The sequence below is a fragment of the uncultured Alistipes sp. genome, from assembly GCF_963931675.1.
In the GTDB taxonomy this organism is placed as follows: domain Bacteria; phylum Bacteroidota; class Bacteroidia; order Bacteroidales; family Rikenellaceae; genus Alistipes.
This window is the reverse complement of the sequence record NZ_OZ007039.1, coordinates 2172821-2199319: the sequence shown is the minus strand read 5'-3', so window position 1 is coordinate 2199319 and position 26499 is coordinate 2172821. Positions and strand designations below refer to the sequence as shown.

General features: G+C 59.3%; 16 protein-coding genes. 12 read left to right on the top strand and 4 right to left on the bottom strand.

The features are described from left to right. Positions 1-84: 84 nt before the first annotated feature. The 6 genes from ABGT65_RS09305 (at position 85) to ABGT65_RS09280 (ending at position 11963) form a co-directional block, all read left to right on the top strand. Complete coding sequence (locus ABGT65_RS09305) at positions 85-2712, top strand: valine--tRNA ligase (RefSeq protein WP_346701594.1); 2628 nt, start codon at positions 85-87, stop codon at positions 2710-2712. Positions 2713-3006: 294 nt separating this feature from the next. Then, positions 3007-3465: a ribonuclease HI gene (gene rnhA, locus ABGT65_RS09300; protein ID WP_346701592.1), complete on the top strand. Its 459-nt coding sequence runs from the start codon at positions 3007-3009 to the stop codon at positions 3463-3465. Between the two features lie 283 nt (positions 3466-3748). After that, on the top strand, positions 3749-5578 hold the full coding sequence (locus tag ABGT65_RS09295; RefSeq protein WP_346701591.1) for an ABC transporter ATP-binding protein: 1830 nt from the start codon (positions 3749-3751) through the stop codon (positions 5576-5578). Positions 5579-5754: 176 nt separating this feature from the next. Next, positions 5755-9240: an isoleucine--tRNA ligase gene (gene ileS / locus ABGT65_RS09290; protein WP_346701589.1), complete on the top strand. Its 3486-nt coding sequence runs from the start codon at positions 5755-5757 to the stop codon at positions 9238-9240. 104 nt (positions 9241-9344) lie between these two features. Then, positions 9345-9725, top strand: a complete 381-nt coding sequence (locus tag ABGT65_RS09285) for a TraR/DksA C4-type zinc finger protein (protein ID WP_346701587.1) — start codon at positions 9345-9347, stop codon at positions 9723-9725. Positions 9726-10208: 483 nt separating this feature from the next. Continuing rightward, on the top strand, positions 10209-11963 hold the full coding sequence (locus ABGT65_RS09280) for a hypothetical protein (RefSeq protein ID WP_346701585.1): 1755 nt from the start codon (positions 10209-10211) through the stop codon (positions 11961-11963). 167 nt (positions 11964-12130) lie between these two features. On the opposite strand, the gene ABGT65_RS09275 is transcribed toward ABGT65_RS09280, so the two are convergent. From ABGT65_RS09275 to ABGT65_RS09265, 3 genes are all read right to left on the bottom strand, one after another. Then, the gene (locus ABGT65_RS09275) at positions 12131-14206 is read right to left on the bottom strand and encodes a M56 family metallopeptidase (RefSeq protein WP_346701583.1); all 2076 of its coding nucleotides are present in this window, start codon (positions 14204-14206) and stop codon (positions 12131-12133) included. A gap of 2 nt (positions 14207-14208) precedes the next feature. Then, positions 14209-14574 (bottom strand): BlaI/MecI/CopY family transcriptional regulator, encoded by a 366-nt coding sequence (locus ABGT65_RS09270; protein WP_346701581.1) that lies wholly within the window; start codon positions 14572-14574, stop codon positions 14209-14211. A 379-nt stretch (positions 14575-14953) separates the two neighbouring features. Continuing rightward, entirely contained in the window at positions 14954-16033 is a 1080-nt protein-coding gene (locus ABGT65_RS09265; protein ID WP_087309029.1) for an IS110 family transposase, read from the bottom strand. Between the two features lie 280 nt (positions 16034-16313). Here ABGT65_RS09265 and ABGT65_RS09260 point away from each other — a divergent pair, with 280 nt between their 5' ends. The 4 genes from ABGT65_RS09260 (at position 16314) to rpsU (ending at position 19300) form a co-directional block, all read left to right on the top strand. Further along, positions 16314-17168: an ATPase gene (locus ABGT65_RS09260; protein ID WP_346701579.1), complete on the top strand. Its 855-nt coding sequence runs from the start codon at positions 16314-16316 to the stop codon at positions 17166-17168. Then, on the top strand, positions 17128-17940 hold the full coding sequence (murQ, locus tag ABGT65_RS09255; protein WP_346701577.1) for an N-acetylmuramic acid 6-phosphate etherase: 813 nt from the start codon (positions 17128-17130) through the stop codon (positions 17938-17940). Before ABGT65_RS09260 ends, murQ begins: the two co-directional genes overlap by 41 nt. A 12-nt stretch (positions 17941-17952) precedes the next feature. Further along, complete coding sequence (locus tag ABGT65_RS09250) at positions 17953-19014, top strand: helix-hairpin-helix domain-containing protein (protein ID WP_346701575.1); 1062 nt, start codon at positions 17953-17955, stop codon at positions 19012-19014. A 94-nt stretch (positions 19015-19108) separates the two neighbouring features. Beyond that, positions 19109-19300: a 30S ribosomal protein S21 gene (gene rpsU, locus ABGT65_RS09245; RefSeq protein WP_087261045.1), complete on the top strand. Its 192-nt coding sequence runs from the start codon at positions 19109-19111 to the stop codon at positions 19298-19300. A gap of 183 nt (positions 19301-19483) precedes the next feature. On the opposite strand, the gene ABGT65_RS09240 is transcribed toward rpsU, so the two are convergent. After that, complete coding sequence (locus tag ABGT65_RS09240; protein WP_346703078.1) at positions 19484-21640, bottom strand: glutamine synthetase III; 2157 nt, start codon at positions 21638-21640, stop codon at positions 19484-19486. A 616-nt stretch (positions 21641-22256) separates the two neighbouring features. Between ABGT65_RS09240 and ABGT65_RS09235 the strand changes: the two genes are divergently transcribed. Then, positions 22257-24104, top strand: coding sequence for a methylmalonyl-CoA mutase family protein (locus ABGT65_RS09235; protein WP_346701573.1), 1848 nt, complete (start codon positions 22257-22259; stop codon positions 24102-24104). Between the two features lie 90 nt (positions 24105-24194). Then, on the top strand, positions 24195-26336 hold the full coding sequence (gene scpA / locus ABGT65_RS09230) for a methylmalonyl-CoA mutase (protein ID WP_346701571.1): 2142 nt from the start codon (positions 24195-24197) through the stop codon (positions 26334-26336). The last annotated feature ends 163 nt before the right edge of the window (positions 26337-26499 follow it).

The following is a 26499-nucleotide window of genomic DNA, read 5'->3' as shown; positions in this document are numbered from 1 at the left end:
GTTTTTTCGCTGAATTTATTTCATCTTTGACAGAATGTTAATAACTTTGCGCTTCCGAAAAACCTGTTAAATCTCATACGAGCCATGCAAATCGCCGACAAATACGCTCCGCAGCAAATCGAAGCCAAATGGTACGAATACTGGATCGGCCACAAGCTATTCCACTCGGAACCCGATGAGCGCGAACCCTATACGATCGTCATCCCGCCCCCCAACGTCACCGGAATGCTCCACATGGGACACATGCTCAACAACACCCTGCAGGATGTCCTCGTGCGGCGTGCCCGCATGTCCGGGAAGAACGCCTGCTGGGTTCCCGGCATGGACCACGCTTCGATCGCCACGGAGGCCAAGGTCGTCGCCATGCTCCGCGAAAAGGGAATCGAGAAGTCGTCGCTCTCGCGTGACGAATTCCTGAAATACGCCTGGGAGTGGAAGGAGAAGTACGGAGGCGTCATCCTCCAGCAGCTGCGAAAACTCGGCGCCTCGTGCGACTGGGACCGCACCTGCTTCACCATGGACGAGGCCCGCACCGAAAGCGTCCTGCGCGTCTTCTGCGACCTCTACGACAAGGGCAGGATCTACCGCGGCGTCCGCATGGTCAACTGGGACCCCGCCGCACAGACCGCCCTCTCCGACGAGGAGGTCGTCTTCAAGGAGTCCCACGGAAAACTCTACTACCTGCGCTACAGGGTCGAGGGCGCAGACCGCACGATCATCGTCGCCACGACACGTCCCGAGACCATCCTCGGCGATACGGCCCTCTGTGTCAACCCCGAGGACCCGCGCTATCAGGACCTGCCGCAGGATGCCCGCGTCATCGTGCCCCTGGTCGGCCGCTCGATCCCCGTCATCCGCGACACCTACGTCGACATCGGGTTCGGTACCGGCGCCCTGAAGGTCACCCCGGCCCACGACGTCAACGACTACATGCTCGGTGAAAAATACGGCCTGGAGACCATCGACATCTTCAACGACGACGGCACGATCAACGACAAGGTCGGCCTGTACGTCGGACAGGACCGTTTCGACGTCCGCCGCCAGATCGAGAAGGACCTCGATGCCGCCGGGCTCCTCGAAAAGGCCGAGGAGTACACCAACAACGTGGGCTATTCGGAGCGCACGGGCGTCGCCATCGAGCCGAAACTCTCGATGCAGTGGTTCCTCTCGATGAAGGAGCTCGCCGAACCCGCCACGAAGGCCGTCATGGAGGATGCAATCCGCTTCGTTCCCGAAAAGTACAAGAACACCTACCGCTACTGGATGGAGAACATCAAGGACTGGTGCATCTCGCGCCAGCTGTGGTGGGGACAGCGCATCCCGGCGTGGTATCTGCCCAAGGGCGGCTTCGTCGTCGCCCCGACGCCCGAAGAGGCGCTCGAAAAGGCCCGCGCAAAGGCCGGCGACCCGGCACTGCAGCTCGCCGACCTGCGCCAGGACGAGGATGTGCTCGACACCTGGTTCTCGTCGTGGTTGTGGCCCATCTCCGTCTTCGACGGAATCCGCAACCCCCGCAACCCCGAGATCGAATACTACTACCCCACGAACGACCTGGTTACGGCCCCCGACATCATCTTCTTCTGGGTTGCCCGCATGATCATGGCCGGGTATGAATACCGCCAGGACAAGCCCTTCGCCAGCGTCTACTTCACGGGCATCGTCCGCGACAAGATCGGACGCAAGATGTCCAAGCAGTTGGGCAACTCCCCCGACCCGCTCGACCTGATCGCCCAGTACGGCGCCGACGGCGTCCGCATGGCGATGCTCATCAGCTCGTCGGCCGGAAACGACGTGATGTTCGACGAGGCCCTCTGCGAACAGGGCCGCAACTTCGGAAACAAGATCTGGAATGCCTTCCGACTGGTCAACGGCTGGTCGGTCGACCCGGCCGCACAGCAGTGCGAGAACAACCGCCTGGCCGTCGCCTGGTTCGAGCAGGCTCTCGCCCGCTCGCTCCGCCAGATCGACGAGGACTTCAAGACCTACCGCATCTCCGAGGCTTTCAAGGAGGTCTACCGCCTCTTCTGGGACGACTTCAGCAGCCTCTACCTCGAAATGGTCAAGCCCGCTTTCGGCCAGCCGGTCGACGCCGCGACGCTCGATGCCACGAAGGGGTATTTCGATGCCCTGATGCGCATGCTGCACCCCTTCATGCCCTTCGTCACGGAGGAGATCTGGCAGGCCCTCGCCCCGCGCCGCGACGGCGAATCGATCTGCGTGGCGCAGATGCCGCAGCCCGCAGCCGAGGATGCCGCCCTGCTGGCCCGCTTCGAGCTCGTCAAGGAGATCGTCTCCTCGGTGCGCAACATCCGCAACCAGAAGAACCTTCCACAGAAGGAGGCCCTCGCGCTCCACGTCATCGCCGATGAGAACTATCCCGCGGAGTTCGCCCCCGTCATCACGAAGATGGCCAACCTCGCCTCGATCGAGTCCGTCACGGAGAAGGATCCCGCCGCTGCGGCCTTCCTCGTCAAGACGACCCAGTATTTCGTGCCGCTGGCCGGAAAGATCGACGCCGAGGCCGAGATCAAGAAACTGACGGACGACCTGAAATACTACGAGGGATTCCTCGCTTCGGTGATGAAGAAGCTCTCGAACGAACGCTTCGTACAGTCAGCTCCCGAGAAGGTCGTCGCCAACGAGCGCGCCAAGCAGGCCGATGCCGAAGCCAAGATCGCCGCACTCAAGGAGCAGCTCGCGGCCCTGAAATAGTCGACGGAAGGGGCCGGGAGGGGGCCAGGGAGGGACCGGAAGAGGCCGAGGAGAGAGAAAAAGGCCCGTCCCGTCCGAGCGTGAGAGGGGTCCTGTCCGAGCGTGAGAGGTGTCCTGTCCGAACATGAGAAGAGTCCCGTCCGAGCGTGAGAAGAGTCCCGTCCGAGCGTGAAGGGAGGGGCCGAAACTCGGGGACAGCCCGACAATCCCCGCCCGCCCATCACCCGAAATCCGACCGACCCCCGCCCTATGTGGCGGGGGCCTGCCGCAAACCGGAATCCGAAAACCCGAAAAATGCCATCCATCACCATTTATACCGACGGCTCGGCCCTCGGAAATCCCGGACCCGGAGGTTACGGCGCCGTGCTCCTCTCGGGCCCCCACCGCAAGGAGCTCTCGCAAGGTTTCCGCCTGACGACCAACAACCGCATGGAGCTCATGGCCGTCTGCGTCGCCCTCGAAGCACTCCGTTTCGAAGGTTCCGACGTCGTGATCTACTCCGACTCGAAATACGTCGTCGATGCCGTCTCGAAAGGCTGGGTGTTCGGCTGGGTGCGCAAGGGATTCGCCGGAAAGAAGAACCCCGACCTCTGGATGCGCTTCCTCCGCTCCTACAACCGGCACCACGTCCGCTTCGTCTGGGTCAAGGGTCACGCCGACACCGTCGAGAACAACCGTTGCGACCAGTTGGCCGTCGCCGCCGCCAACGACCGGACCCGCTGGCTCGAAGATACCGGATATACGCCGGAATAGAAGGCGGTGTGTGGGAGAGGCGTCCGGCAGGGAGAAGGACGCGCCCGCGCCCGGATCCCCCGTCGTGCGGGAACAGCCGTTTTTCGCACTTAAGATCCATTCATTGCCCGAATTTTCGCGCTTTTTTCGCTTTTCGGGTTATTATTCCTATATTTGCGGGAAATTGATGCCTGTCCGGAACGGCCAAACCAACCCCGAAATCCCCGGAAATAGCCCGCGGAACACTTCGCAACAGGAAAAACCGGCCCGGCTGTGAGATTGCGCAAACTCCAAACCTTACGGAATGTTCAAGACTTACATGCGGTTGTTGGGCTTCGCCCGGCCGATCAAGAAATACGCCATACCCTATTTCTTCTACTCGCTCCTCTACGCGCTGTTCAACTCCCTGACGTTCATGCTGATCATCCCGATCCTGAACACCATGTTCGACGCGAACTACTCCTTTGAGTATGTCGAAAAACTGCCTCCCGTGGAGTTCAACCAGGAGTACCTGACAGCCCTCTTCAACTTCACCTACTCCCACGTGTTCCAGGAGTACGATCGGCAGAACGTCCTCCTGCTCCTGGCCATCGTCGCCATCTGCATCAGCTTCCTGAGCAACCTCTTCCGCTACCTCGGTGCCTGGACCATGGAGAACATGCGCACCCGAACACTCCAGAAAATGCGCAACGAAATGTTCTCCCGCGTCATGGACATGAACGTCGGGTACTTCTCCGACCAGCGGAAAGGCGATATCATCTCCAAAATCACCTCCGACGTCGGAGTCGTCCAGTTCTGCATCACCAATACCCTCCAGGTCTCCTTCCGGGAGCCCTTCCTCATCATCGGTTACATCGTCATGATGATCGCCATCTCGTGGGAGCTCGCCGTATTCTCGGTGTTCTTCCTCCCCGTCGTGGCCCTGCTCATCGGCAGCATCGTCAAGAAACTCCGGCACCCCGCCCGCACCAACCAGCAGCGCATGGGCGAGATGGTCGCCACGCTCGACGAATCCCTCGCGGGTATCAAGGTCATCAAGAGCTACAACGCAACCGAATACATCAAGCAGAAATACTACGACATCAGCGAAGACCTCGCACGGCTCACCCTCTCGATGGCCCGCCGCCAGCAGCTCGCCTCGCCCATGAGCGAATTCCTCGGCATCACGGCCGTCGGCGTGATCCTCGTATTCGGAGGCTCGCTCGTCGCCGCCGGGTCGCTCGACCCCGGAGGGTTCATCGCCTTCGTGGCCATCTTCTCCCAGATCACACGCCCCGTGCGCACGTTCATCGACCAGTTCGCGAACATCAACCAGGGTATCGCCGCCGGGGAACGCATCTTCTCGATCATCGACACCAAACCCGAAATCCAGGACAAACCCGACGCCCGCGAACTTACCGGCCTCAAGGACAAGATCGAATTCCGCAACGTACACTTTACCTACGACGGTTCGCGCGAGGTGATCGACGGCATTTCGTTCGAGATCCGCCGCGGGCAGACCGTCGCGCTGGTCGGACCTTCGGGTGGCGGCAAGTCGACGCTCAGCGAGCTCCTGCCCCGCTTCTACGACCCCACGAGCGGCGAAATCCTCATCGACGGGGTCTCGCTGCGCGACTACTCGCAGGAGAGCGTCCGAGCACACATGAGCGTCGTGGCTCAGGATACCGTGCTCTTCAACGACACCATCGAGAACAACATCGGAATGGGTCGCCGCGGCGCTTCGCACGAAGAGATTGTCGAGGCCGCCCGCGTGGCCAATGCCGACGACTTCATCCGCGAATGCCCCGAAGGTTACGACACCAACATCGGCGACCGCGGGACAAAACTCTCCGGAGGCCAGCGCCAGCGCCTCTCGATCGCCCGCGCCGTGCTGAAGAATCCCGACATCCTGATTCTCGACGAGGCCACCTCGGCCCTCGACACCGAGAGCGAGAAACTCGTGCAGGATGCACTGAACAAGCTGCTCAAGGGCCGCACCTCGGTGGTCATCGCACACCGGCTGTCGACGATCCACAACGCCGACCAGATCATCGTCGTCGACCACGGCCGCATCGCCGAGCAGGGCACCCACACCGAGCTCATGGCCCGGAACGGCATCTACGCCAAACTCATCGAAATGCAGTCCTTCGGCTGACCCGCCCCCGAGCCCCGAAATCCGGAATCCGGGCCTCTTTCTCCCACGGGAAAAGGCCCGGATTGCCGTTTCTCAACCTCCCGAAATTCGGAATCATCGCAAAAATGCAAGGTTTTTCAATCTTTTTACTATCTTTGCGGGTTGTCAACATGCTGCGAAAATTTTTTCTTACCGATATGAAGTTCAAGGAGTATAAAGGACTCGACCTGGCAGGCACCGCCGCCGACGTGCTCGGAGAATGGGATGCCCGCGACACCTTCCACAAAAGCATCGAAACCCGTGAGGGGCATCCGACATTCGTATTCTACGAGGGTCCCCCCTCGGCAAACGGGATGCCCGGCATCCATCACGTCCTGGCCCGTACCATCAAGGACGTATTCTGCCGCTACAAAACCCAGCAGGGATACCTCGTACACCGCAAGGCCGGATGGGATACACACGGACTGCCCGTCGAACTGGGCGTCGAGAAGAAACTCGGAATCACCAAGGAGGATATCGGCAAGAAGATCTCCATCGAGGAGTACAACCGCACCTGCCGCGAAGCCGTCATGGAGTTCACCGACATGTGGGAGAACCTGACCCGAAAGATGGGATACTGGGTCAACATGGACGACCCCTACATCACCTACGACAACAAGTACATCGAGTCGCTGTGGTGGCTCCTCAAGCAGCTCTACGACAAGGGACTGCTCTACAAGGGCTACACCATTCAGCCCTACTCGCCCGCGGCCGGAACCGGGCTCTCGACCCACGAGCTGAACCAGCCCGGCTGCTACCGCGACGTCAAGGATACGACGGTCGTGGCACAGTTCCGCATCCGCAACCCCAAGCCCGAAATGGAGGGCTGGGGAACCCCTGTCTTCCTGGCCTGGACCACCACGCCCTGGACCCTGCCCTCGAATACGGCCCTCTGCGTCGGCCCGAAAATCGACTACGTGGCCGTGCGCAGCTACAACCCCTATACCGGTGAGAAGATGACCGCCGTGGTGGCCAAGGCCCTCCTGAACGCACACTTCAACAAGAAGGCCGAAGGCATCGCGCTGGAAGACTACAAGCCCGGCGACAAACTCGTCCCCTATGAGGTGGTCGGCGAGTGGAAGGGCCCCGAACTGGTCGGCATGGAGTACGAACAGCTGCTGCCCTGGGTCAAGCCCGTCGAGATGGATGCCGACGGAAACTGGAAGGAGGCCTCCACAAAGGCGTTCCGTGTCATCGCGGGCGACTATGTGACCACCGAGGACGGTACCGGTATCGTACACATCGCCCCGACATTCGGTGCCGACGACGCCTTCGTCGCCCGCGCCGCCGGGATCCCCTCGCTCTTCATGATCAACAAAAAGGGTGAGACCCGGCCGATGGTCGACCTCACCGGAAAATTCTACCTCCTCGACGAGTTGGACGAGCGTTTCGTGAGCGAGTGCGTCGATGTCGAGGCCTACAGGGAGTACGAGGGCCGCTGGGTCAAGAACGCCTACGATCCGCAGTTCACCGTCGACGGCAAGTACGACGAAAAGGCCGCACAGGCTGCCGAGTCGCTCGACATCTACATCTGCATGAAGTTGAAGGCCGCCGGGTTGGCCTTCAAGATCGAGAAGCACGTCCACAACTACCCCCATTGCTGGCGAACGGACAAACCCGTGCTCTACTACCCGCTCGACTCGTGGTTCATCCGCACGACGGCCTGCAAGGAGCGCATGATCGAGCTGAACCGCACGATCCGCTGGAAACCCGAATCGACCGGAACGGGACGCTTCGGCAAGTGGCTCGAAAACCTCAACGACTGGAACCTCTCGCGTTCGCGCTTCTGGGGCACGCCGCTCCCGATCTGGGCCACCGAGGACCGTTCGGAGCTGAAGTGCATCGGTTCGGTCGAGGAGCTCATGGCCGAGATCGAAAAATCAATCCAGGCCGGTGTGATGCAGCACAACCCTTATGAAAATTTCAAGGTCGGCGACATGTCGAAGGAGAACTACTCCACGGACCGCATCGACCTGCACCGTCCCTACGTCGATTCGATCGTGCTCGTCTCGTCAAAGGGCGAGCCCATGCGCCGCGAACCCGACCTGATCGATGTCTGGTTCGATTCGGGAGCCATGCCCTATGCCCAGGTCCACTACCCGTTCGAAAACAGGGAGAAGTTCGGGGAGGTCTATCCCGCCGACTTCATCGCCGAGGGTGTCGACCAGACCCGCGGATGGTTCTTCACGCTGCACGCCATCGCCTCGATGTTGTTCGACTCGGTGGCATTCCGGAACATCATCTCCAACGGACTGGTGCTCGACAAGAACGGAAACAAGATGTCCAAGCGGTTGGGGAATGCCGTCGACCCCTTCGAGGTGCTCGACACCTACGGTCCCGACGCAACCCGCTGGTACATGATCTCCAACTCCCAGCCCTGGGACAACCTCAAGTTCGACCGTGACGGTGTGGACGAGGTGCGCCGCAAGTTCTTCGGAACCCTCTACAACACCTATTCGTTCTTCGCGCTCTACGCCAACGTCGACGGATTCACCGGCCGGGAACCCGAGGTGCCGATGGAGAAACGACCCGAAATCGACCGCTGGATCATCTCGCTGCTCAACACGCTCGTCAAGGAGGTGACCGAATCGCTCGAAAATTACGACCCGACGCCTGCGGCCCGCGCCATCCAGGAGTTCGTCGGCGAAAACCTCTCGAACTGGTACGTCCGCCTCAACCGCAAGCGCTTCTGGGGCGGCGGCATGTCCGAGGACAAACTCGCGGCCTATCAGACGCTCTACACCTGTCTGGAGACCGTCGTGATGCTCGCGGCCCCCTTCGCACCGTTCATCACCGACCGCATCTTCTGCGACCTGAACGCCGTGAGCGGCCGCCACACCGATGAGTCCGTACACCTCTCGACCTTCCCCAAGGCCGACCTCTCGCTGATCGACAACAGCCTCGAAGAGCGCATGGACCTCGCACAGAAGGTCTCCTCGATGGTGCTGGCCCTGCGCCGCAAGGTCTCGATCAAGGTGCGCCAACCCCTGATGAAGATCCTCATCCCGGTGCTCGACCCCGCCATGGCCGGGCAGATCGCCGCCGTCAGGAATCTCATCATGAGCGAGGTGAACGTCAAGGAGATCGAACTCATCGAGAACACCGCAGGAGTCATCACAAAGCGCATCAAACCCAACTTCAAGACCCTCGGCCCGCGCTACGGGAAGCAGATGAAGCAGATCGCCGCCCTGGTGGCCGGATTCTCCCAGGAGCAGATCGCAGAAATCGAAGCCGCACCCGAAACCGTACTCGACATCGCCGGGGAGAAGATCGTCGTGACGCCCGCCGACTTCGAAATCACCTCCGAGGACATGCCCGGATGGCTCGTCGCATCGGAAGGGAAACTCACCGTCGCGCTCGACATCACCGTCACCGAGGAGCTGAAGGCCGAAGGGATGGCCCGCGAGTTGATCAACCGAATTCAGAACATCCGCAAGGATTCCGGATTCGAGGTCACCGACAAGATCCGCGTCGAGATCGAACGGAAGCCATTCGTCGTCGAGGCGATTGCGCAATTCGCAGACTACATCGCCTCCCAGACCCTCGCCGTCGAGGTCAAGGCCGCGGCAGAACCCGCCGGAACTTTCGTAGTCGAATCCGAAGTCGACGAAGAGCCTCTGCGGATTGCCGTTACGAAGATGTAGGGGTCCGATTCAGGTGTTGTGCGGGTTCGAGTTTCTCAAGAAAATTTGGTTATATCGGAAATATTGTTTAATTTTACATAAAACCAAAAAGAGAGGACACGACCATGGCAGACGAAAGAACCCGATACAGTGATGCCGAACTCGAAGAGTTCAAGCAGCTTATCCTGAAAAAGCTCGAAAACGCGCGCGCGGACTACGAATTGCTCCGCGCCACGATCACGCACACGGCCGACAACGATACCGAAGATACCTCCCCGACCTTCAAGGTGCTGGAAGAGGGTGCAGCGACCCTTTCCAAAGAGGAGAGCGGGCGTCTCGCGGCCCATCAGATGAAGTTCATCCGCAACCTCGAAATGGCGCTCGTGCGCATCGAGAACAAGACCTACGGAATCTGCAAGACCACGGGAAAACTGATTCCCAAGGAGCGTCTGATGAAGGTTCCCCACGCCACGGAGTGCATCGAAGCCAAAGAGGGCCGCAAATAATTTCCGGGGGGGGCGAGAGAAGAGAGGAGGAAGAGAGAGACCGGGAGAGAGAAAAGAGGAGAGAGACCGGGTTCAGGCGAAGGACAGGCAAGGCTGAGACCGGGACGGAGCGACGGACGGGACAAGGCTGAGACCGGGGCCAGGCGAAGACGGAACGTAGCCAAGGCCGGACCAGAGCCAAGGCCGGGACGATCGAAAGCCCGGAAAAAGGTTCCCTCAGGATGCTCCCCCGCAATCCGAAAATCATTCTTCCACAAAAAAGGTCCACCGCAGGGTGAACCTTTTTTTATATGCGGGAAAGCCCGGCAAGCGTTTTTTTCCATACGTTTTCCGGGATTTTTGCGTTATCTTTGACACATGATCATCCAAAATTTCCGTATACCCATACTCCTGCTGATCCTGATCCTCGCGGGAATCGTAGCGTCTGTTTCCGCGGCGAGCCCATCCGCGATTCCGTCGGCAGGACCCGGTATGCGACCCGGTATGCAAACCCCGGACCGGTTCACGCCCGACAGCGCCCAAATCCGGAGCCCCGACGCCCGAGCCCGAAACAACAGGCTCTACGACAGCATCGAATCCAAAACCAGCCGCCGGGCCATACCCAGAATGCTGTACAGGATGATCTTCGTGAAACCCGTGCTCGATACGACCTCGAACGGACAGGTCCTCGATGAAACGAAACAACTCGCTCCCTTCACCGGAAAAACAATCGGAGAAATCACCATCGACCGCAAACAGGTGTTCGATCCCGGAGGCAAATGGCTCGAACGAACGGCCAACAAAACACACATGCTGACACGTGAACGGGTCATCCGCCGCGACCTCCTCTTCAAACCCGGAGAGGAACTCGATCCGCAACTCATCGTCCGAACCAAACAGCTCCTCCGATCCCGGGACTACATCGCCGATATAGAAATCGATGTAAAACCCGACTCGATCGACTCCACGCGCGTCAATCTCCGGATTACGACCCGCGACAGCTGGACCATCTCCGCCGACGGTGCCCTGCACTCCGAAGGCCGCACGATGGTCGGACTCTCCGATGCCAACATCCTCGGTACCGGAAACAGCCTCAAGGTCATGACCAACTTCTCCCGCAACGACTTCTCCTACGGCGGGAACATGGTCGAGTACGAAATCCCAAACGTACTGGGGACCTTCTACACCGCAAATTTCAATGCCGGACGCAGTTTCTACAGTTCGACGCTCGACCTCGGGCTCCGCAAGGAGTTCATCAGACCCACCGACTACGAAATCGGTCTCACCTACAACGACATCAAGGACAAGCGATACATGATCGAGCAGGACACCTCGCTGCTCGTCAAGGAGCGAAACCTCGATGCCTGGGGAGGCTATTCGCATTTCCTGCGGAAAATAGGGTCCAGCATCTACCTCACGGGACGGTACAACTACAGCCGCGTCAGCCGACGCCCCGAGGTCGGACCCCGCTACAACCCCGCACTCCACGATCAGGATGCCCTGCTCGTGGGTTTGGGACTTTACCGCGAAAAGTTCTACTCCGCCAACATGATCTACGGATTCGGACGCCGCGAGTACCTCGCCGCAGGATACAAGGCCGAAGTGACCTCCGGTTACACCTGGGGCGAGTTCTCCGATGCCGTCTACTTCGGAGTAACCTGCGAGGCCGGAGGTTTCTGCCCCATCGGCTACATCATGGGAGGCGCTACGCTCGGAAGCTACATCGACCCGGACAACAAAATGTGGCATCGAAGCGCCGTAGACGTCGACCTGCGCTGGTTCTCGAACCTCTTCCTCTTCCGGCGAAGCCGCATCCGGCAGTTCCTCACGCTCAACTACACCCAGGGTTGGAACCGTTGGGAAGGAAGCGACGAAAGCATCCGATTCACCTCCACGAACGGCCTCCAGGCCCTCAAGGAGTATGCAATCGGCACCAACCGCATGATCCTCAATACCGAAACCGTGGTATTCACCCCCTATCAGCCGCTGGGTTTCCGCATCGCGGTCTTCGGATTCGCGGATTTCGGGCTCCTCGGCTATTCGCCCAACATCTTCAAGAACAACTTCTTCACCTCGTTCGGATTCGGCGTCCGGCTCCGAAACGAACGGCTCGTTTTCAATACCGTCCAGATCCGCCTCGGCATCGCATTCGGGAAACACGGACTTGTCGACTGCGAATATTTCCGGCTCTCGAACCCCACCAGTCTGGAGCAGTACCGCTACCGCCCGACCCGTCCCGAGATCGTCGATTTCGAATAACCCGGAATCCGGAGAGGCCCGACCGGGCCGGATTCAAGTCAGGAACACGGCAAACACAGCAAAACAGGGGGGGGGCAGGCAAGGCTAAAAACAAAACGAGAGGCGGAACGGTACGAACCGTTCCGCCTCTCGGGACTTTTTATCGCTTAAGGTCTGCCCGAAAGCCGCTATTTGCGCGTCCGGACCCGCAGGATGCCCTGTTTGCCGGGCGTCGCGTCGTTGCGGATCAACTCTACGCGCCGGATCTTCCCCGGTTCGATCCGCTCCAGATCGGACTTGGCGGCGGGTTTGCCGTTGATTTCGATCTGATACTCCGACTCGTCGATCTCCGAAAAGTCGGCCATCACGCGCCCCTTGGCCACCGTGACCGAGCCATTGTCGTCGGAACGGCTCTTCGACATCACCTCCGGCCCCGTGACCACCATGCCGCCCCGGCCTCCGACAACCGTATTGTAGGGAACCGACGTTCCGGCATCCTCCGCATCCGTCCTGTACATGACAATCGCCTTTCCGCGGAGATTCAGGTCGTCGAGGTTTTGCAGTTTCTGCTGCGCGTTCTTCCACTCCTCGCTCTCGAAATAGGAGCCCAGCTCGGAGAGCTCCATCTGCGCCCGCTTCCACTCCTCGCTCCGGAAATAGGAATCCGAAGCATCCGAGACCTCGGAGAGCCGCTTTTGCGCCCGCTTCCACTCCTCGCTCTCGAAATACTTCTCCGACTGGACCAACTTCTGCTGCATCTGCTTCCATTCGTCGCTCTGGAAGTAGTTCCGGAGCTTCTCGGCCGACTGCACCGCACGTTTCGTGATGATCTCGATCACACCCTCGTTCTCCGGACCGAGGTATTGGCGGTACTTCTCGGGAATATTGCCCTTGTAGACCGACATGCTCCGGATCTGCTGCACGTCGAGATCGTTGAGACTGCCCGAATAGCGCTCCCCGTCGACCACAATCACCGGATTACCCTCAAGCCCCGAAGTCGAGAGCGACGCCTGCGAGGGAGACCGCGAAATCGAAATGGACATGGTGTTCCCGTTCGGGGAGGTCGTCACCTGCGTACCGTAGGCATTGTTCCCTGAGGCCGCAGCAGCCTCGCCCGGTTTCTTCAGCGTGACGACGATCACACCGTTCTTCGCCTCCTCGCCGTAGGTGGCCCGCGAAAGCGAATCCTTCAGCACCGAAACCGACGCGATCCGTTCCGGACGGAGCGTGTCGAGGGCCTTTGCGTCGGTTTTCGAGCCGTTGATGATCACCATCGGGCTCTTCTCCGGATCCGTCGTCGCCTTCATCCCGCGGATAATCATGGTATCCGGACCGATTTCCACACGCATTTCGTTTTTTGTAATCCGATTTTGCGTATCTTTGTACGCAGCAGGAACCACATAACGGGTCTCGGCAAAGGCTCCCAGAGCCAGGCCGGCAAGCGGCAGCAGCAGAAGCGCACGCGCTTCGGTCCGCCGCGATGATTTCTTTCGCAACATCATGGTAATACGGTTTTTAAGTTTACTGTGATTGAGGCTGTTGGCGACTGAGTACCACCTCCCGCCAACGGCCTTCCTTATAAGCAGCATCTGATAACTCTTCGCATCGACACCGCTCGCCAGCACGGCGGCATCGGCTTCGTATTCATGGATGGCCCGCAACTCGCGCCGCAGCAGCCACATTGCCGGATTGAACCACTGCAGGCACCCCGCCAGGTCGGTCACCAGCAGGTCGACCGAATGGTGCAGGCGGACGTGGGCCCGTTCGTGGGTCAGGATCGCCGGGCCGTTCTCCGCCAAGTCCTCCTCGGAAATCACGACGTAGCGGCCCCAACTGAACGGAGTGACGCGCTGCGGCAGGCGCACGAGGATCGTCCCGTCGTCCAGCCGTTCGCGGCGGCCCCGGCGGATCACCCGCATCACCGCGCCCAGCGACCAGAGCGTATGCAGGAAGGTGGCGGCGGCTCCCGTCACGAAAAGCACCCCGACGAGGGTTTTCCAGGGGAAAGGCCGTGCGGCGGGAAGAGCCGTTTCGGAAGCTGCCCCGTCCATCCCGAAAACCGGGACCGCAGGCAGCAGCGGAAGTTCGCGCCAGACCGTAATCACGCACAGCGGCAGCACGAACGAGAGGAGCATCGCCCCCAGCACCACGATGCGGTTGAAGCGGTGGAAGGTCTCACGGCTCAACAGCAGTTTGAAAAAAAGGTAGAAAACCGCCAGGCACGCCCCCACTTTCAGGCTGTAGATCGTCCATTCGTAACACATGGCTATCGGGCGTTTTGGTGTTCGATGCGGTCGATCAGTTCGCGCAGCTCCTCGACCGAGATCCGCTCCTCCTCGACCAGGGCCGAAACGGCCCCGAGGCAGGATTTCTCGAAATAGCGGTCGATGACGCTGCCCAGCGTGCGGCGCGAAAACTCCTGCTCGCTGACCAGCGGATAGTACTGGTAGGTATTCCCGAAGGGTTTATGCCCCACATAGCCCTTCGCCTCGAGGGCCCGCACCATTGTCGAGAGCGTATTGAAGTGCGGTTTCGGATCCGGGGCCAGCGCCACCAGCTCCCGCACGAACAGCGGTCCGTGTGTCCAGAAGCATTGCATCAGCTCCTCTTCGCGGCGTGTCAAACGTTCCATGATCGTCTTTCCAGTTACAATCCAAATAAATTTGGATCAAAGTTTTTGGTTAGATTTGTTTTTATTTCATTAACAACATATTGCGTTTCTTGAAGATCTTCCCGGCCAAAGGTCAAGGCACAAGTGACTCCGCCGGCCTCTGATCGAGCCGGTGCGGAGACACTTCGTGCTTAACACCTTTGGCCCTTTCGAAAGCCGAGATTTCAGAACCCGTAAAAAACCTTCGGTAAACAGACTTTCCACAGCGGTCAGCACGCTGCCGCATGTTCCTGTATTAGTTTACAAAGGCCAGAGGAGCAAACTATTTTAAGCGGACGTTAACGCCGCAAACATCATGTAGTATTCTCTCTGGGAAAATCCGTTTACCGGAAGGGTTTCTCTATGACATGACACTATTGACATAATCAGTCTGGTGCTTGAGTACGAAGTATAATCTGTTGACCAGTTTGCGAGCGACCTTTACGATGGCCTTGCTCTTTGGCATTCGCTTGCACTGTTCAGTAAAAAACAGGTTCATCGCAGGGTCTTGACGTACCGCCACCCATGCGGCCTCTATCAGGTTACAGCGCATGACGGCGTTTCTTCGCACGGTAATGTCTCCTGTCCCATCTTTCTCTCCACTGGAATGGCACATCGGGATCATCCCGATATAGGCGGCCAGTTGTTCGGCATTGCGGAAACGGGCAATGTCGCATATCTCCGAAAGAAATGCCATTCCCGTAGCCTGTCCGAACCCCGGAACGGTCATAATCAACCGCAGCGGTTCGCGAAACCGGTCCGTCTTGGCCAATGTCCGCAAAGCCCGTGTCATCTCCAACTTCTGGCGGCGTAGCTCCTCCAGATGCCGGATTTGAATGTCGAGGGCCTGACGCCCGCTCGGTGTGAGGGTTTCAACCTCCTTCAACCAGGCAATAAAACGTTTTGACCAGTTGGAGAACGGTTCGAGGAACTCTTGTGGAATCCCAATGCCCAGATACCGCAATTGGGACTTGATCCGGTTCTTCTGACGCGTCGTGTCTTTTGTTATCGAGTTCTTCAATCTTATCAAGGAACGCATCTCCAACGATGCGCTGTCCGGCGTGTAAATGCCTTTCAGTTCGTTGGCTCGTAAACTCCGCGCCAGCTTGCTGCTATCCACGGCGTCACTCTTACGAAGCTTTTCACTGCTCTTGGTCGGAACATCCCCCGGATTGACCACGATGTTGTCAATCCCTAATGCCGTCAGCCGTTCGTGTATCCAGAACCCGCAGAAGCCGGCTTCGTATACCGAATGATATTCGGCTCCCGGATAACTCCGCGCCAGAAATCCGTGCAATGCTTCCGGACTCGGATGCTGACTAAACTTCTTCAGCACGGAGGTCTCCGACAAGACCGTAACCGACCAACTCTTCAAATGGACATCGATCCCTATATAAATCTTTTGTCCTCTGAAACTAATTTCGTTTCTTTGTCCTCTCATGGCTATCGCTATTTTAGTTAGTTAAGGTTTGGCTGCTTTAATCTAACCAAAATCTCGATAGCTTTTTTCTTCTATCCGCTATCGGTGCGGTCTACTCGGATCGTAAACATAGGAACTCTTTTTCCGGTTCTTTTCTTCGTATCCGGGCGCTTCGTCTCCGCCCTCACCACAAAGGTAACTAAAAAATCTTCACATGCAACTATTTTTCATAGTTTATTAACTAAAAAAAGTAGTTACCGTTTTTTCACTTCCGGATTCCATATATTATATGTATCTTTGAATGATGATACTCCTTGCAGACAGCGGATCGACCCAATGCACGTGGATCGCCGACGACGGCGTCCGGATGCGCACCATGCGCACCCGCGGGATCAATGCCGTCCAGCACTCCGACGAGCAGATCCGCAGCTCGCTGGCCGAACTGCCCCGGCTCGGGAGCGTCACGGCCGTGCGGTTTTACGGCGCCGGGTGCGGCAGGACCTTCCCCGAGACCTCGGAACGCCTCCGGCAGCTCCTCGCCCGCCACTTCGGGACACAGGAGGTCTCCGTCGAATCGGACCTCACGGGTGCGGCCCGGGCCCTGTGGGGTCGCGGCGAAGGGATCGCCTGCATCCTCGGGACCGGTTCGAACTCCTGCCTCTGCCGCGGCGGCGAGATCGTCCGGCACGTCCCCCCGCTGGGCTACATCCTCGGCGACGAAGGGAGCGGTGCGGCCCTGGGCCGCGCGCTGCTCAACGGCATCTTCAAGGGGCACATCCCCCTCCGGGAGGAGTTCCTCGCCGAAACCGGGCTCTCCTACAAGGAGATCATCCGCCGCGTCTACCGCGAACCCTTCGCCAACCGGTTCCTCGCCTCGTTCGCACCGTTCGCCCGGGCACACATGACGTGTCCCGAGGTGCACGGGATGGTCATCGGGGCCTTCCGCGAATTCGCACGGCGGAACCTGAGCCGGTACCCGGCCGGGATTCCCGTCGCCTGTGTCGGAGGGGTTGCCGCCCATTTCGAAAAGTGGCTCCGCGAGGCGCTTGAGGCAGAAGGGTATTCCGTGAAAACCATTGTCGAATCGCCCGCAGAAGGGCTTGCAACATACCATCATGGAGAACAGAATCACCGAACAGAGTTCGGAATACGATAACCTGCAGCAGATGTCCACACACGACATCCTCGTCGGGATCAACCGCGAGGATGCCCGCGTGCACGAGGCCGTGCGGAAGGTCATTCCCGCCATGGAGCAGCTGGTCGAACGCATCGTCGAGCGGATGCGGCGCGGCGGAAGGCTCTTCTACATCGGCGCCGGAACCAGCGGACGCCTCGGCGTGACGGACGCTTCGGAACTGCCTCCGACCTTCGGGGTGCCGTTCGATCTCGTAATCGGGCTGATCGCCGGGGGTGACGGCGCCCTCCGCCGTGCCGTGGAGCACGCCGAAGACGATACGGAAGGCGCCTGGCGCGATCTGGCGCCCTATCATCCCGCGGCGGACGACACGCTCGTCGGGATTGCCGCATCGGGAACCACACCCTACGTCATCGGCGGGCTGCGGAGAGCCCGGCAGGAGGGGCTGCTGACCGCCGCCGTGGTCTGCAACCCCGGATCACCCGCCGCGGCCGCGGCCGAATACGCCCTCGAAGCCGTCGTGGGACCCGAATTCGTCACCGGATCCACACGCATGAAGGCCGGAACGGCCCAGAAACTGATGCTCAACATGCTGTCCACCGCCGTGATGATCCGCCTGGGGCGCGTCGAGGGAAACCGCATGGTCCACATGCAGCTCACCAACGACAAACTCATCGCCCGCGGAACACGCATGGTGGCCCAAAGCACCGGACTCCCGGAGACCGAAGCCCGCGAAGCCCTGCTCCGCTGGGGGTCCGTAAAACGCGCGATCGAACACGCCAACAAACAATAAAACAACAAACGTATGGCCAGACTCTTTTCCGATCGTGAGATCCGTGCCGTGGCGGTCTTCCTGCCCCTGGCCGGTTTGCTGATCGTCGCACTCCTGCTCATGCGCCCGAAGGCCGACCCGGAGGCCGCCCGGCAGATCGAACGCGAGTTCGAACAACCCGTCGCCCCAGACAGCATCGTCATGCGCCCCTTCGACCCCAATACCGTCACGTTCGAAGAACTGCGCCAGCTGGGCCTCTCGAAATACGAGGCCGTGAGCCTGCTGAAATACCGCGCCGGAGGCAAGGTCTTCCGCATTCCCGAAGAGCTGACCCTCTGCTACGCCATCAGCGACTCGCTCTACCGGCGGCTCGAACCCTGGATCCGAATCGGCCGCAAATACGCCATCGCTCCACGCGAATACCGCAGCGGACGCATCATCGCCGATCCGCTGCCCGCGCAACCCTTCCGTATCGACACCGTAACCGCCCGCTACCTGCAGGCCATCGGCGCCCTGACCAAACGGCAAGCCGAATGGTTCATCCGCTGGCGCGACCAGAACGGCATCTATGATTTCGAGGAGTTCAGCGCCTGCTACCTGATCACCGATTCGCTGGCCGAAGCGCTGAGACCCTATCTCATCTACCCGGAACGCAAACCGCATCCCATCGAGCAACCCATCGAGATCAACGCCGCCGATTCGGCGACCCTCCGTTCCGTATACGGGATCGGAGAAAAAACCGTCGTGACGATCCTCAACTACCGCGAACGCCTCGGCGGATTCGTCCGCGTCGAGCAACTCGCAGAGGTTCCGGGCGTCACGGAGAGCAACTACGAAAAAATTTTGAAACAAATTTACTGCGACAGTTGCAAAATTCGGAAAATTGATATTAACTTTGCAAGCCAGAAAACGCTGGGGCTGCATCCCTACATTACAGCCCCGATGTTACGAAAAATTTTGAGACAAAGACAGTTGAAAGGAGGTTGGAGCACCGCTGAAGAGTTGATCGAACAGAACATAATGACCCGAAAGGAGGCAGCACGGCTGGCCCCTTATTTGGAATTCGGGCCGGACAGCGGAACAACCGACAAGTAGACACGCCCCAGGGACCGGCGCATCGGAGATGCGGCCCCCCGCAGCCACAATCTGACAAAACAACGATTAAAACAACAAAAAAACTGAAAATACTATGATTATCATGCCGGTAAAAGAGGGCGAAAACATCGAACGCGCCCTGAAAAAGTTCAAACGTAAATACGAGCGCACGGGTGTCCTCAAGGAGCTCCGCCGCCGCCAGTACTTCACCAAACCTTCGGTGGCCAAGCGCGAGGCGATGCAGCACGCTATTTACGTCGAGCACATGTACCGCGACGAGGAATAGTCCCGGAAACAACCGGAACGACAAGCGGGGGGGGGTCAGTGAGGCCTTCCCCTTTTTTGTGTAGGGGGGGGGCAGGCAAACAAAGCCTCCCCCTTTTTTTGTGCCGCCCGCTTCCAAGCCCCCCCCGCAAAAAAACGGCCGTCCGATCCGTTCGGACGGCCGGAGCGTTTTCACAGAACCGGATCAGCGCAGGAACAGCAACTCCCGGTATTTCGGCAACGGCCAGATCTGGTCGTCGACGATCTCCTCCAGCTTGTCGATGTGACGCCGGATCTGATCGAAATAGACCGCCACCGTATCGTGATAGGCAATCGCCTTCTCGCGCTGGTCCTCGATGCGGTTGGCCACCTTCCGCGCGTCGATCATCTCCGCCGTCAACCGCTGGATCTCAGCCGTATGGTCCTGGATCCGCTTGATCAGGCGAATGTCCGGCTCGGCATTCAACCCCGGAATCTGCGACATCTTGTAGACCTTGTCCAGCAGCTCCGCCTCGTATTTCGAGGCGATCGGCACGATGTGGTTCATCGCCAGGTCGCCCAGCACACGGCCCTCGATCTGGATCTTCTTCGTATAGGTCTCCCACTTCACCTCCGTGCGGGCTTCCAGCTCAACCTTCGAGAAAACCCCCATCTCTGCAAACATTTTCAGGCTCTCCGGATCCAGATAACGGTCGAAAATCAACGGCGTGGAGGTCTCGCAGTCCAGACCCCGGCGCTTCGCCTCCTCCTTCCACTCGTCCGAATAGCCGTTGCCGTCAAAACGGATCGCATGGCAGGCCTTGATCATCTGTTTGAGTACTTCGTAGATCGCCTTCTCCTTCTTCATCCCGGCCTCGATCTTCGCATCCACCTTCTTCTTGAACTCCGTCAACTCGCTGGCCATCGCCGTATTGAGCACGATCATCGCCTCGGCGCAGTTGTCCGACGACCCGACGGCCCGGAACTCGAACCGGTTGCCCGTAAAGGCAAACGGCGAGGTACGGTTGCGGTCGGTATTGTCCCGCAACAGGGTCGGAATATGCGAAATACCGCTCATCTTGAAGACGTTCTTCGCATCGAAACGGATCGCATCGTCACCCTTCGACGCCGCCAGCTTGTCCAGCACGGCCGAAACCTGTGCCCCGAGGAAGGTCGAAATGATGGCCGGGGGCGCCTCGTTGGCTCCCAGGCGGTGTGCGTTCGTGGCACTCATGATCGACGCCTTCAGCAGCCCGTTATGCTTGTAGACCGCCGAGATGGCATTCACCAGGAAGGTGATGAACTGCAGATTTTCGGCCGCCGTCTTGCCCGGTCCCAACAGATTCACGCCCGTATCCGTCCCGAGCGACCAGTTGTTGTGCTTGCCCGAGCCGTTGATCCCCTTGAAGGGCTTCTCGTGCAGCAGCACCCGGAACTGGTGGCGCCGGGCAATCTTGTCCATGATGGTCATCAGCAGCTGGTTGTGGTCGTTGGCCAGGTTCACCTCCTCGTAGACCGGGGCCAGTTCGAACTGGTTCGGGGCCACCTCGTTGTGGCGCGTCTTGACCGGAATACCCAGTTTCAGGCACTCATACTCCAGGTCCCGCATGAAGGCCATCACACGGGTCGGAATCGCTCCGAAATAGTGGTCCTCCAACTGCTGGTTCTTCGCCGATTCGTGGCCCATGAGCGTACGGCCCGTGAGCATCAGGTCCGGACGCACGGCCCACAGGCTCTCGTCCACGAGGAAATACTCCTGCTCCCAGCCCAGATAGGCGAAAACCTTCTCGACATTCTTGTCGAAATAGTGGCACACCTCGGCGGCAGCCGTCCCGACGGCCGTCAGCGACCGCAGCAAAGGCACCTTATAGTCGAGCGCCTCGCCCGTATAGGCGATGAAGACGGTCGGGATACAGAGCGTCGTGTCGACGATGAAGGCCGGAGAGGTGGGGTCCCACGCCGAATAACCGCGCGCCTCGAACGTGTTGCGGATGCCGCCGTTGGGGAACGACGAAGCGTCGGGCTCCTGCTGCACGAGCAGCTTTCCCGAAAACTCCTCCAGGACTCCGCCGAGGCCGTCCGGCTCGGCAAAGGCGTCGTGTTTCTCGGCCGTACCGCCCGTCAGCGGCTGGAACCAGTGCGTATAGTGGTCGGCACCGTGTTCCAGGGCCCACTGCCGCATCCCCGCGGCGATGCTGTCGGCCACTTCGAGCGTCAGCGGAGTGCGGTTCTCCATCGTGTCGAGCAGTGCGGCGTAAGTCCGCTTGTCGAGGTACTTGCGCATGGCGGCGCGCCCGAAAACCTTCTCGCCGAAGTAATCCGAAGGGCGTCCTTCCGGAGCCTTCACCGCCACGGCGGTGTGGTTGATCGCCGCGTCGACCATTTTGAATCTGAGCAATGATGACATAGACCTTATTTGTTTGATGATTGGGTTTTCTACCAAAAAACCGGGCGGGGGAGAACCCAAATAATTGTTAACTAAAACCTAACCTGAGATTGCCCGGACCACTGCCTTCCGGCAGGGATCCGCACCCTAACCAACCCCGGGATTGCGCCCCGCTCCGGTTGTTCTGTTGTTCTGGTGCAAATGTAAAAATAATTTCAATTCGTTGTTTCTGCAAAAATCACTTTTTTCTGAAAAATCGTGATTTTTTAAGGCAATTTCCCGAAAAACACCTCCATTTTTTCGAGAAATCGCGATTTTTTAAGGCCATTTTCCGGAAAACAACCCCATTTTTTCACAGAAATCCCAAAAATCACACATTTTTGTTTTTTCGCATTTTTCAGGATAAAAAGGATAAAATTAATCCAAAATACCTAAAAAGTCAAAGGGTCCGGAATCCGGAGAAAAGGGAGTGCAGCCGGCCATTTGATCCGGCAAACGGCAAGTTTTGTTATTTTGTTAACAATTTATTGTTACAATTCGACAATTATTTCGTACCTTTACGTGCAATTTCGAAACTACAAGCGGAAACACTCATACTAATCTCTAAATAGTCATGGCAAATACCAAACGTGAAAAGCTGTTCACCGAATTTCCCCCGGTCCCGACCGAAAAGTGGGAAGAGGTGATCACAGCCGACCTGAAAGGTGCCGATTACGAGCGTAAACTGGTATGGCGCACGGGCGAAGGCTTCAACGTCCGCCCCTACTACCGTGCCGAAAACCTCGAAGGCATCCGCTTCCTGGGCTCGCAGGCAGGCGAGTTCCCCTACGTGAGAGGTACGCGCAGCCACAACCGCTGGCACGTGCATCAGACCATCGAGGTCAAATGTCCCAAGGAGGCCAACGCCGAAGCGCTCAAACTCCTCAATTCGGGCGTCGACTCCTTAGGGTTCTCCATCGCCGGAGAAGAGTTCTCGGCCGCCGATCTCGATCAGCTCCTCGCCGAAATCCACATCCCGGCCATCGAGATGACCTTCTGCGGCCTCCACACCGGACGCGTCGCCGAACTCGTCCTCGACAAACTCGAAAAGGAGGGCCTCGCCGCCGAAGCACACGTCGCATTCTGCATCGACCCCATCGTCAAGGGCCTCTCGCAGAAGGGCGACTTCTGCTCGCCCAACGGCGAGAAGTGCTTCTCGAAGATCACTTCGCTCATCGAGCGCACCCGCGAGTACAAGCACATCCGCATCGTCACCGTCTCGGCCGGCATCTTCGCAAACGCCGGATCGACCATCGTCGAGGAGCTCGCTTTCGCCCTCGCCGCCGGTAACGACTACCTGGCCCGCCTGACCGATGCCGGACTGAGCGCCAACATCGCAGCCCGCAAACTGCGCTTCTCGTTCTCCGTGACGTCGAACTACTTCATGGAGATCGCCAAGTTCCGCGCAGCCCGTATGCTCTGGGCCAATATCGTCAAGAATTACAACCCCGAGAAGAACTGCGCCTGCAAGATGATGATCCACGCCCGCACGGCCGACTGGAACCAGACCGTCTACGACCCCTACGTGAACATGCTCCGCGGTACGACCGAGGCCATGTCCGCAGCCATCGGCGGCGTACACTCGCTGGAAGTCACCCCGTTCGACGCCGCCTTCGAAACCCCCACGGAGTTCTCGAAGCGCATCGCCCGCAACGTCGAGCTGCTGCTCAAGCACGAGGCCCACTTCGACCAGGTGGTAGACCCCGCCGGCGGTTCGTACTACGTCGAGAACCTCACGCAGTCGATCGCCAACGAAGCCTGGAAACTCTTCCTCGAAATCGAGGAGAAGGGAGGCTACACCGAAGCCTACAAGGCCGGATGGATCAAGGAGCGCATCGAGGCATCGGCCGCAGCCAAGGACAAGGCCATCGCTACGCGCCGCCAGATCCTGCTGGGCGCCAACCAGTACCCCAACTTCACGGAGGTCGCCGGAAAGGAGATCACCGAAGAGGCCGTGACGCGCAAGGCAGCCGAAGGCAATACGCTGGCTCCCTACCGCGGTGCCATGGCCTTCGAGGCGATGCGCCTGCACGTCGACCGCTCGGGCAAGCAGCCCAAGGCCTTCATGCTCACCTGCGGAAGCCTCGCCATGGCCCGCGCCCGCGCCCAGTTCTCGTGCAACTTCTTCGCCTGCGCCGGAATCCGCGTCCAGGACAACACCTTCTTCAAGTCGGTCGAGGAGGGCGTCAAGGCCGCGCTCGAATCCAAAGCCGAGATCGTTGTGGTCTGCGCTTCGGACGACGACTACGCAGAGGTTGCACCGAAAGTGAAGGAGCTGCTCGGCGGCAAGGCCATCCTCGTGATTGCCGGTGCCCCGGCCTGCACGCCCGAACTGGAGGCACAGGGCATCACGAACTTCATCAATGTGAAGTCCAATGTCCTCGAAACCCTGAAGTTTTACCTTAAAGAGATGGGAATCTAAGCCCTGAGCGCTTTTATCGGCCCGGTTCGCCCCGGAAACCCCGTAACGGACCGACAGCCGATGCCCTGACAAACCTTTTGCACAAAGATCATGAGAGCTAAATTTTCAGAACTCAAATACGAAGGAGACGGGCAGCAGAAGAGCTGCTGCGCCTCGAAGGGCTGCGGGCAGGTGGAACCGTGGCTCACGGCCGAACGAATCCCCGTCAAGGGTACCTACACGGCCGAAGACCTCGAAGGCATGGAGCACCTGAACTATGCCGCAGGTATCGCTCCGTTCCTCCGCGGGCCCTATTCGACGATGTACGTCATGCGCCCCTGGACCATCCGCCAGTACGCAGGCTTCTCGACCGCCGAGGAGTCCAACGCCTTCTACCGCCGCAACCTCGCCGCCGGACAGAAGGGCCTCTCGGTGGCTTTCGACCTGGCTACGCACCGCGGTTATGACGCCGATCACCCGCGTGTCGTGGGTGACGTCGGAAAGGCCGGCGTGTCGATCTGCTCCGTCGAGGACATGAAGGTCCTCTTCAACGGCATTCCCCTCGACAAGATGTCCGTCTCGATGACCATGAACGGCGCCGTGCTGCCCATCCTGGCCTTCTACATCGTCACCGGTCTGGAGCAGGGATGCACCCTCGACCAGCTGTCGGGCACCATTCAGAATGACATCCTCAAGGAGTTCATGGTGCGCAACACCTATATCTACCCGCCCGAGTTCTCGATGCGCATCATCGCCGACATCTTCGAGTACACCTCGAAGAACATGCCGAAGTTCAACTCCATCTCGATCTCGGGATACCACATGCAGGAGGCCGGTGCCACGGCCGACATCGAGCTGGCCTATACGCTGGCCGACGGTCTGGAATACCTCCGCGCCGGCATCAACGCCGGGATGTCGATCGACGCCTTCGCACCGCGTCTGTCGTTCTTCTGGGCCATCGGCATGAACCACTTCATGGAGATCGCCAAGATGCGCGCCGCACGTATGCTGTGGGCCAAGATCGTCAAGCAGTTCAACCCCAAGAACCCCAAGTCGCTGGCGCTGCGTACCCACTCGCAGACCTCCGGCTGGTCGCTCACGGAGCAGGATCCCTTCAACAACGTGGCCCGCACGGCCATCGAGGCCATGGGCGCCGCCCTGGGCCACACCCAGTCGCTGCACACCAATGCCCTCGACGAAGCCATCGCCCTGCCGACCGACTTCTCGGCACGTATTGCCCGCAACACCCAGATCTACATCCAGGAGGAGACCTCCATCTGCCGTGAGGTCGACCCGTGGGCCGGTTCATACTACGTCGAGACCCTCACCAACGAGATCGCGCACAAGGCCTGGGAGCACATCCAGGAGATCGAGAAGCTGGGCGGTATGGCCAAGGCCATCGAGACCGGCATTCCGAAGATGCGTATCGAGGAGGCTTCGGCCCGCAAGCAGGCCCGCATCGACTCCGGCGAGGAGAAGATCATCGGCCTGAACGAGTACCGCCTCGAAAAGGAGGCGCCGATCGACATCCTCGCCGTGGACAACACCGCCGTGCGCGAGAGCCAGATCAAGCGGCTGAAGGAGTTGCGCGCTTCGCGCGACGAGGCCGCCGTGAAGAAGGCCCTCGACGCCATCACCGAATGTGTGAAGACCAAGCAGGGCAACCTGCTCGCACTGGCCGTCGAGGCCGCCAAGGCCCGCGCTACGCTGGGTGAGATCTCCGATGCCTGCGAGGTGGTCGTAGGCCGCTACAAAGCCGTTATCCGTTCCATTTCAGGAGTTTATTCGTCAGAGGTGAAAAACGACAAATCTTTCGAGCACGCCAAGGAGCTGTGCGCCGAATTCGCCAAGAAAGAGGGCCGTCAGCCGCGTATCATGATCGCCAAACTCGGGCAGGACGGTCACGACCGCGGCGCCAAGGTCGTAGCTACGGGCTATGCAGACATCGGCTTCGACGTCGACATGGGCCCGCTGTTCCAGACCCCCGAGGAGGCCGCCAAGCAGGCCGTCGAGAATGACGTACACGTTGTGGGCGTCTCGTCGCTGGCTGCCGGGCACCTCACCCTCGTGCCGCAGATCATCGCCGAGCTGAAGAAACTCGGACGTGAGGATATCATCGTCATCGTCGGCGGTGTGATTCCTCACCAGGATTACGACGAGCTCTACCGCGACGGTGCCGCCGCCATCTTCGGCCCCGGCACGCCGATCGCCACGGCCGCCATCAAGATCCTCGAAATCCTGCTGGAAGAGTAACACACCCAAGGGAGGGGGGGGGCCGAAACGCACTCTCCTATCAACAGGACATGTCCCAGGCATTTTGCCTGGGACATGTTGTTTATCATAACATCGTGAATTCCGATGCAAAAAAGATTACAGATCTGGCATAAAATAATCTGACATCTTAAAGGTACATCTG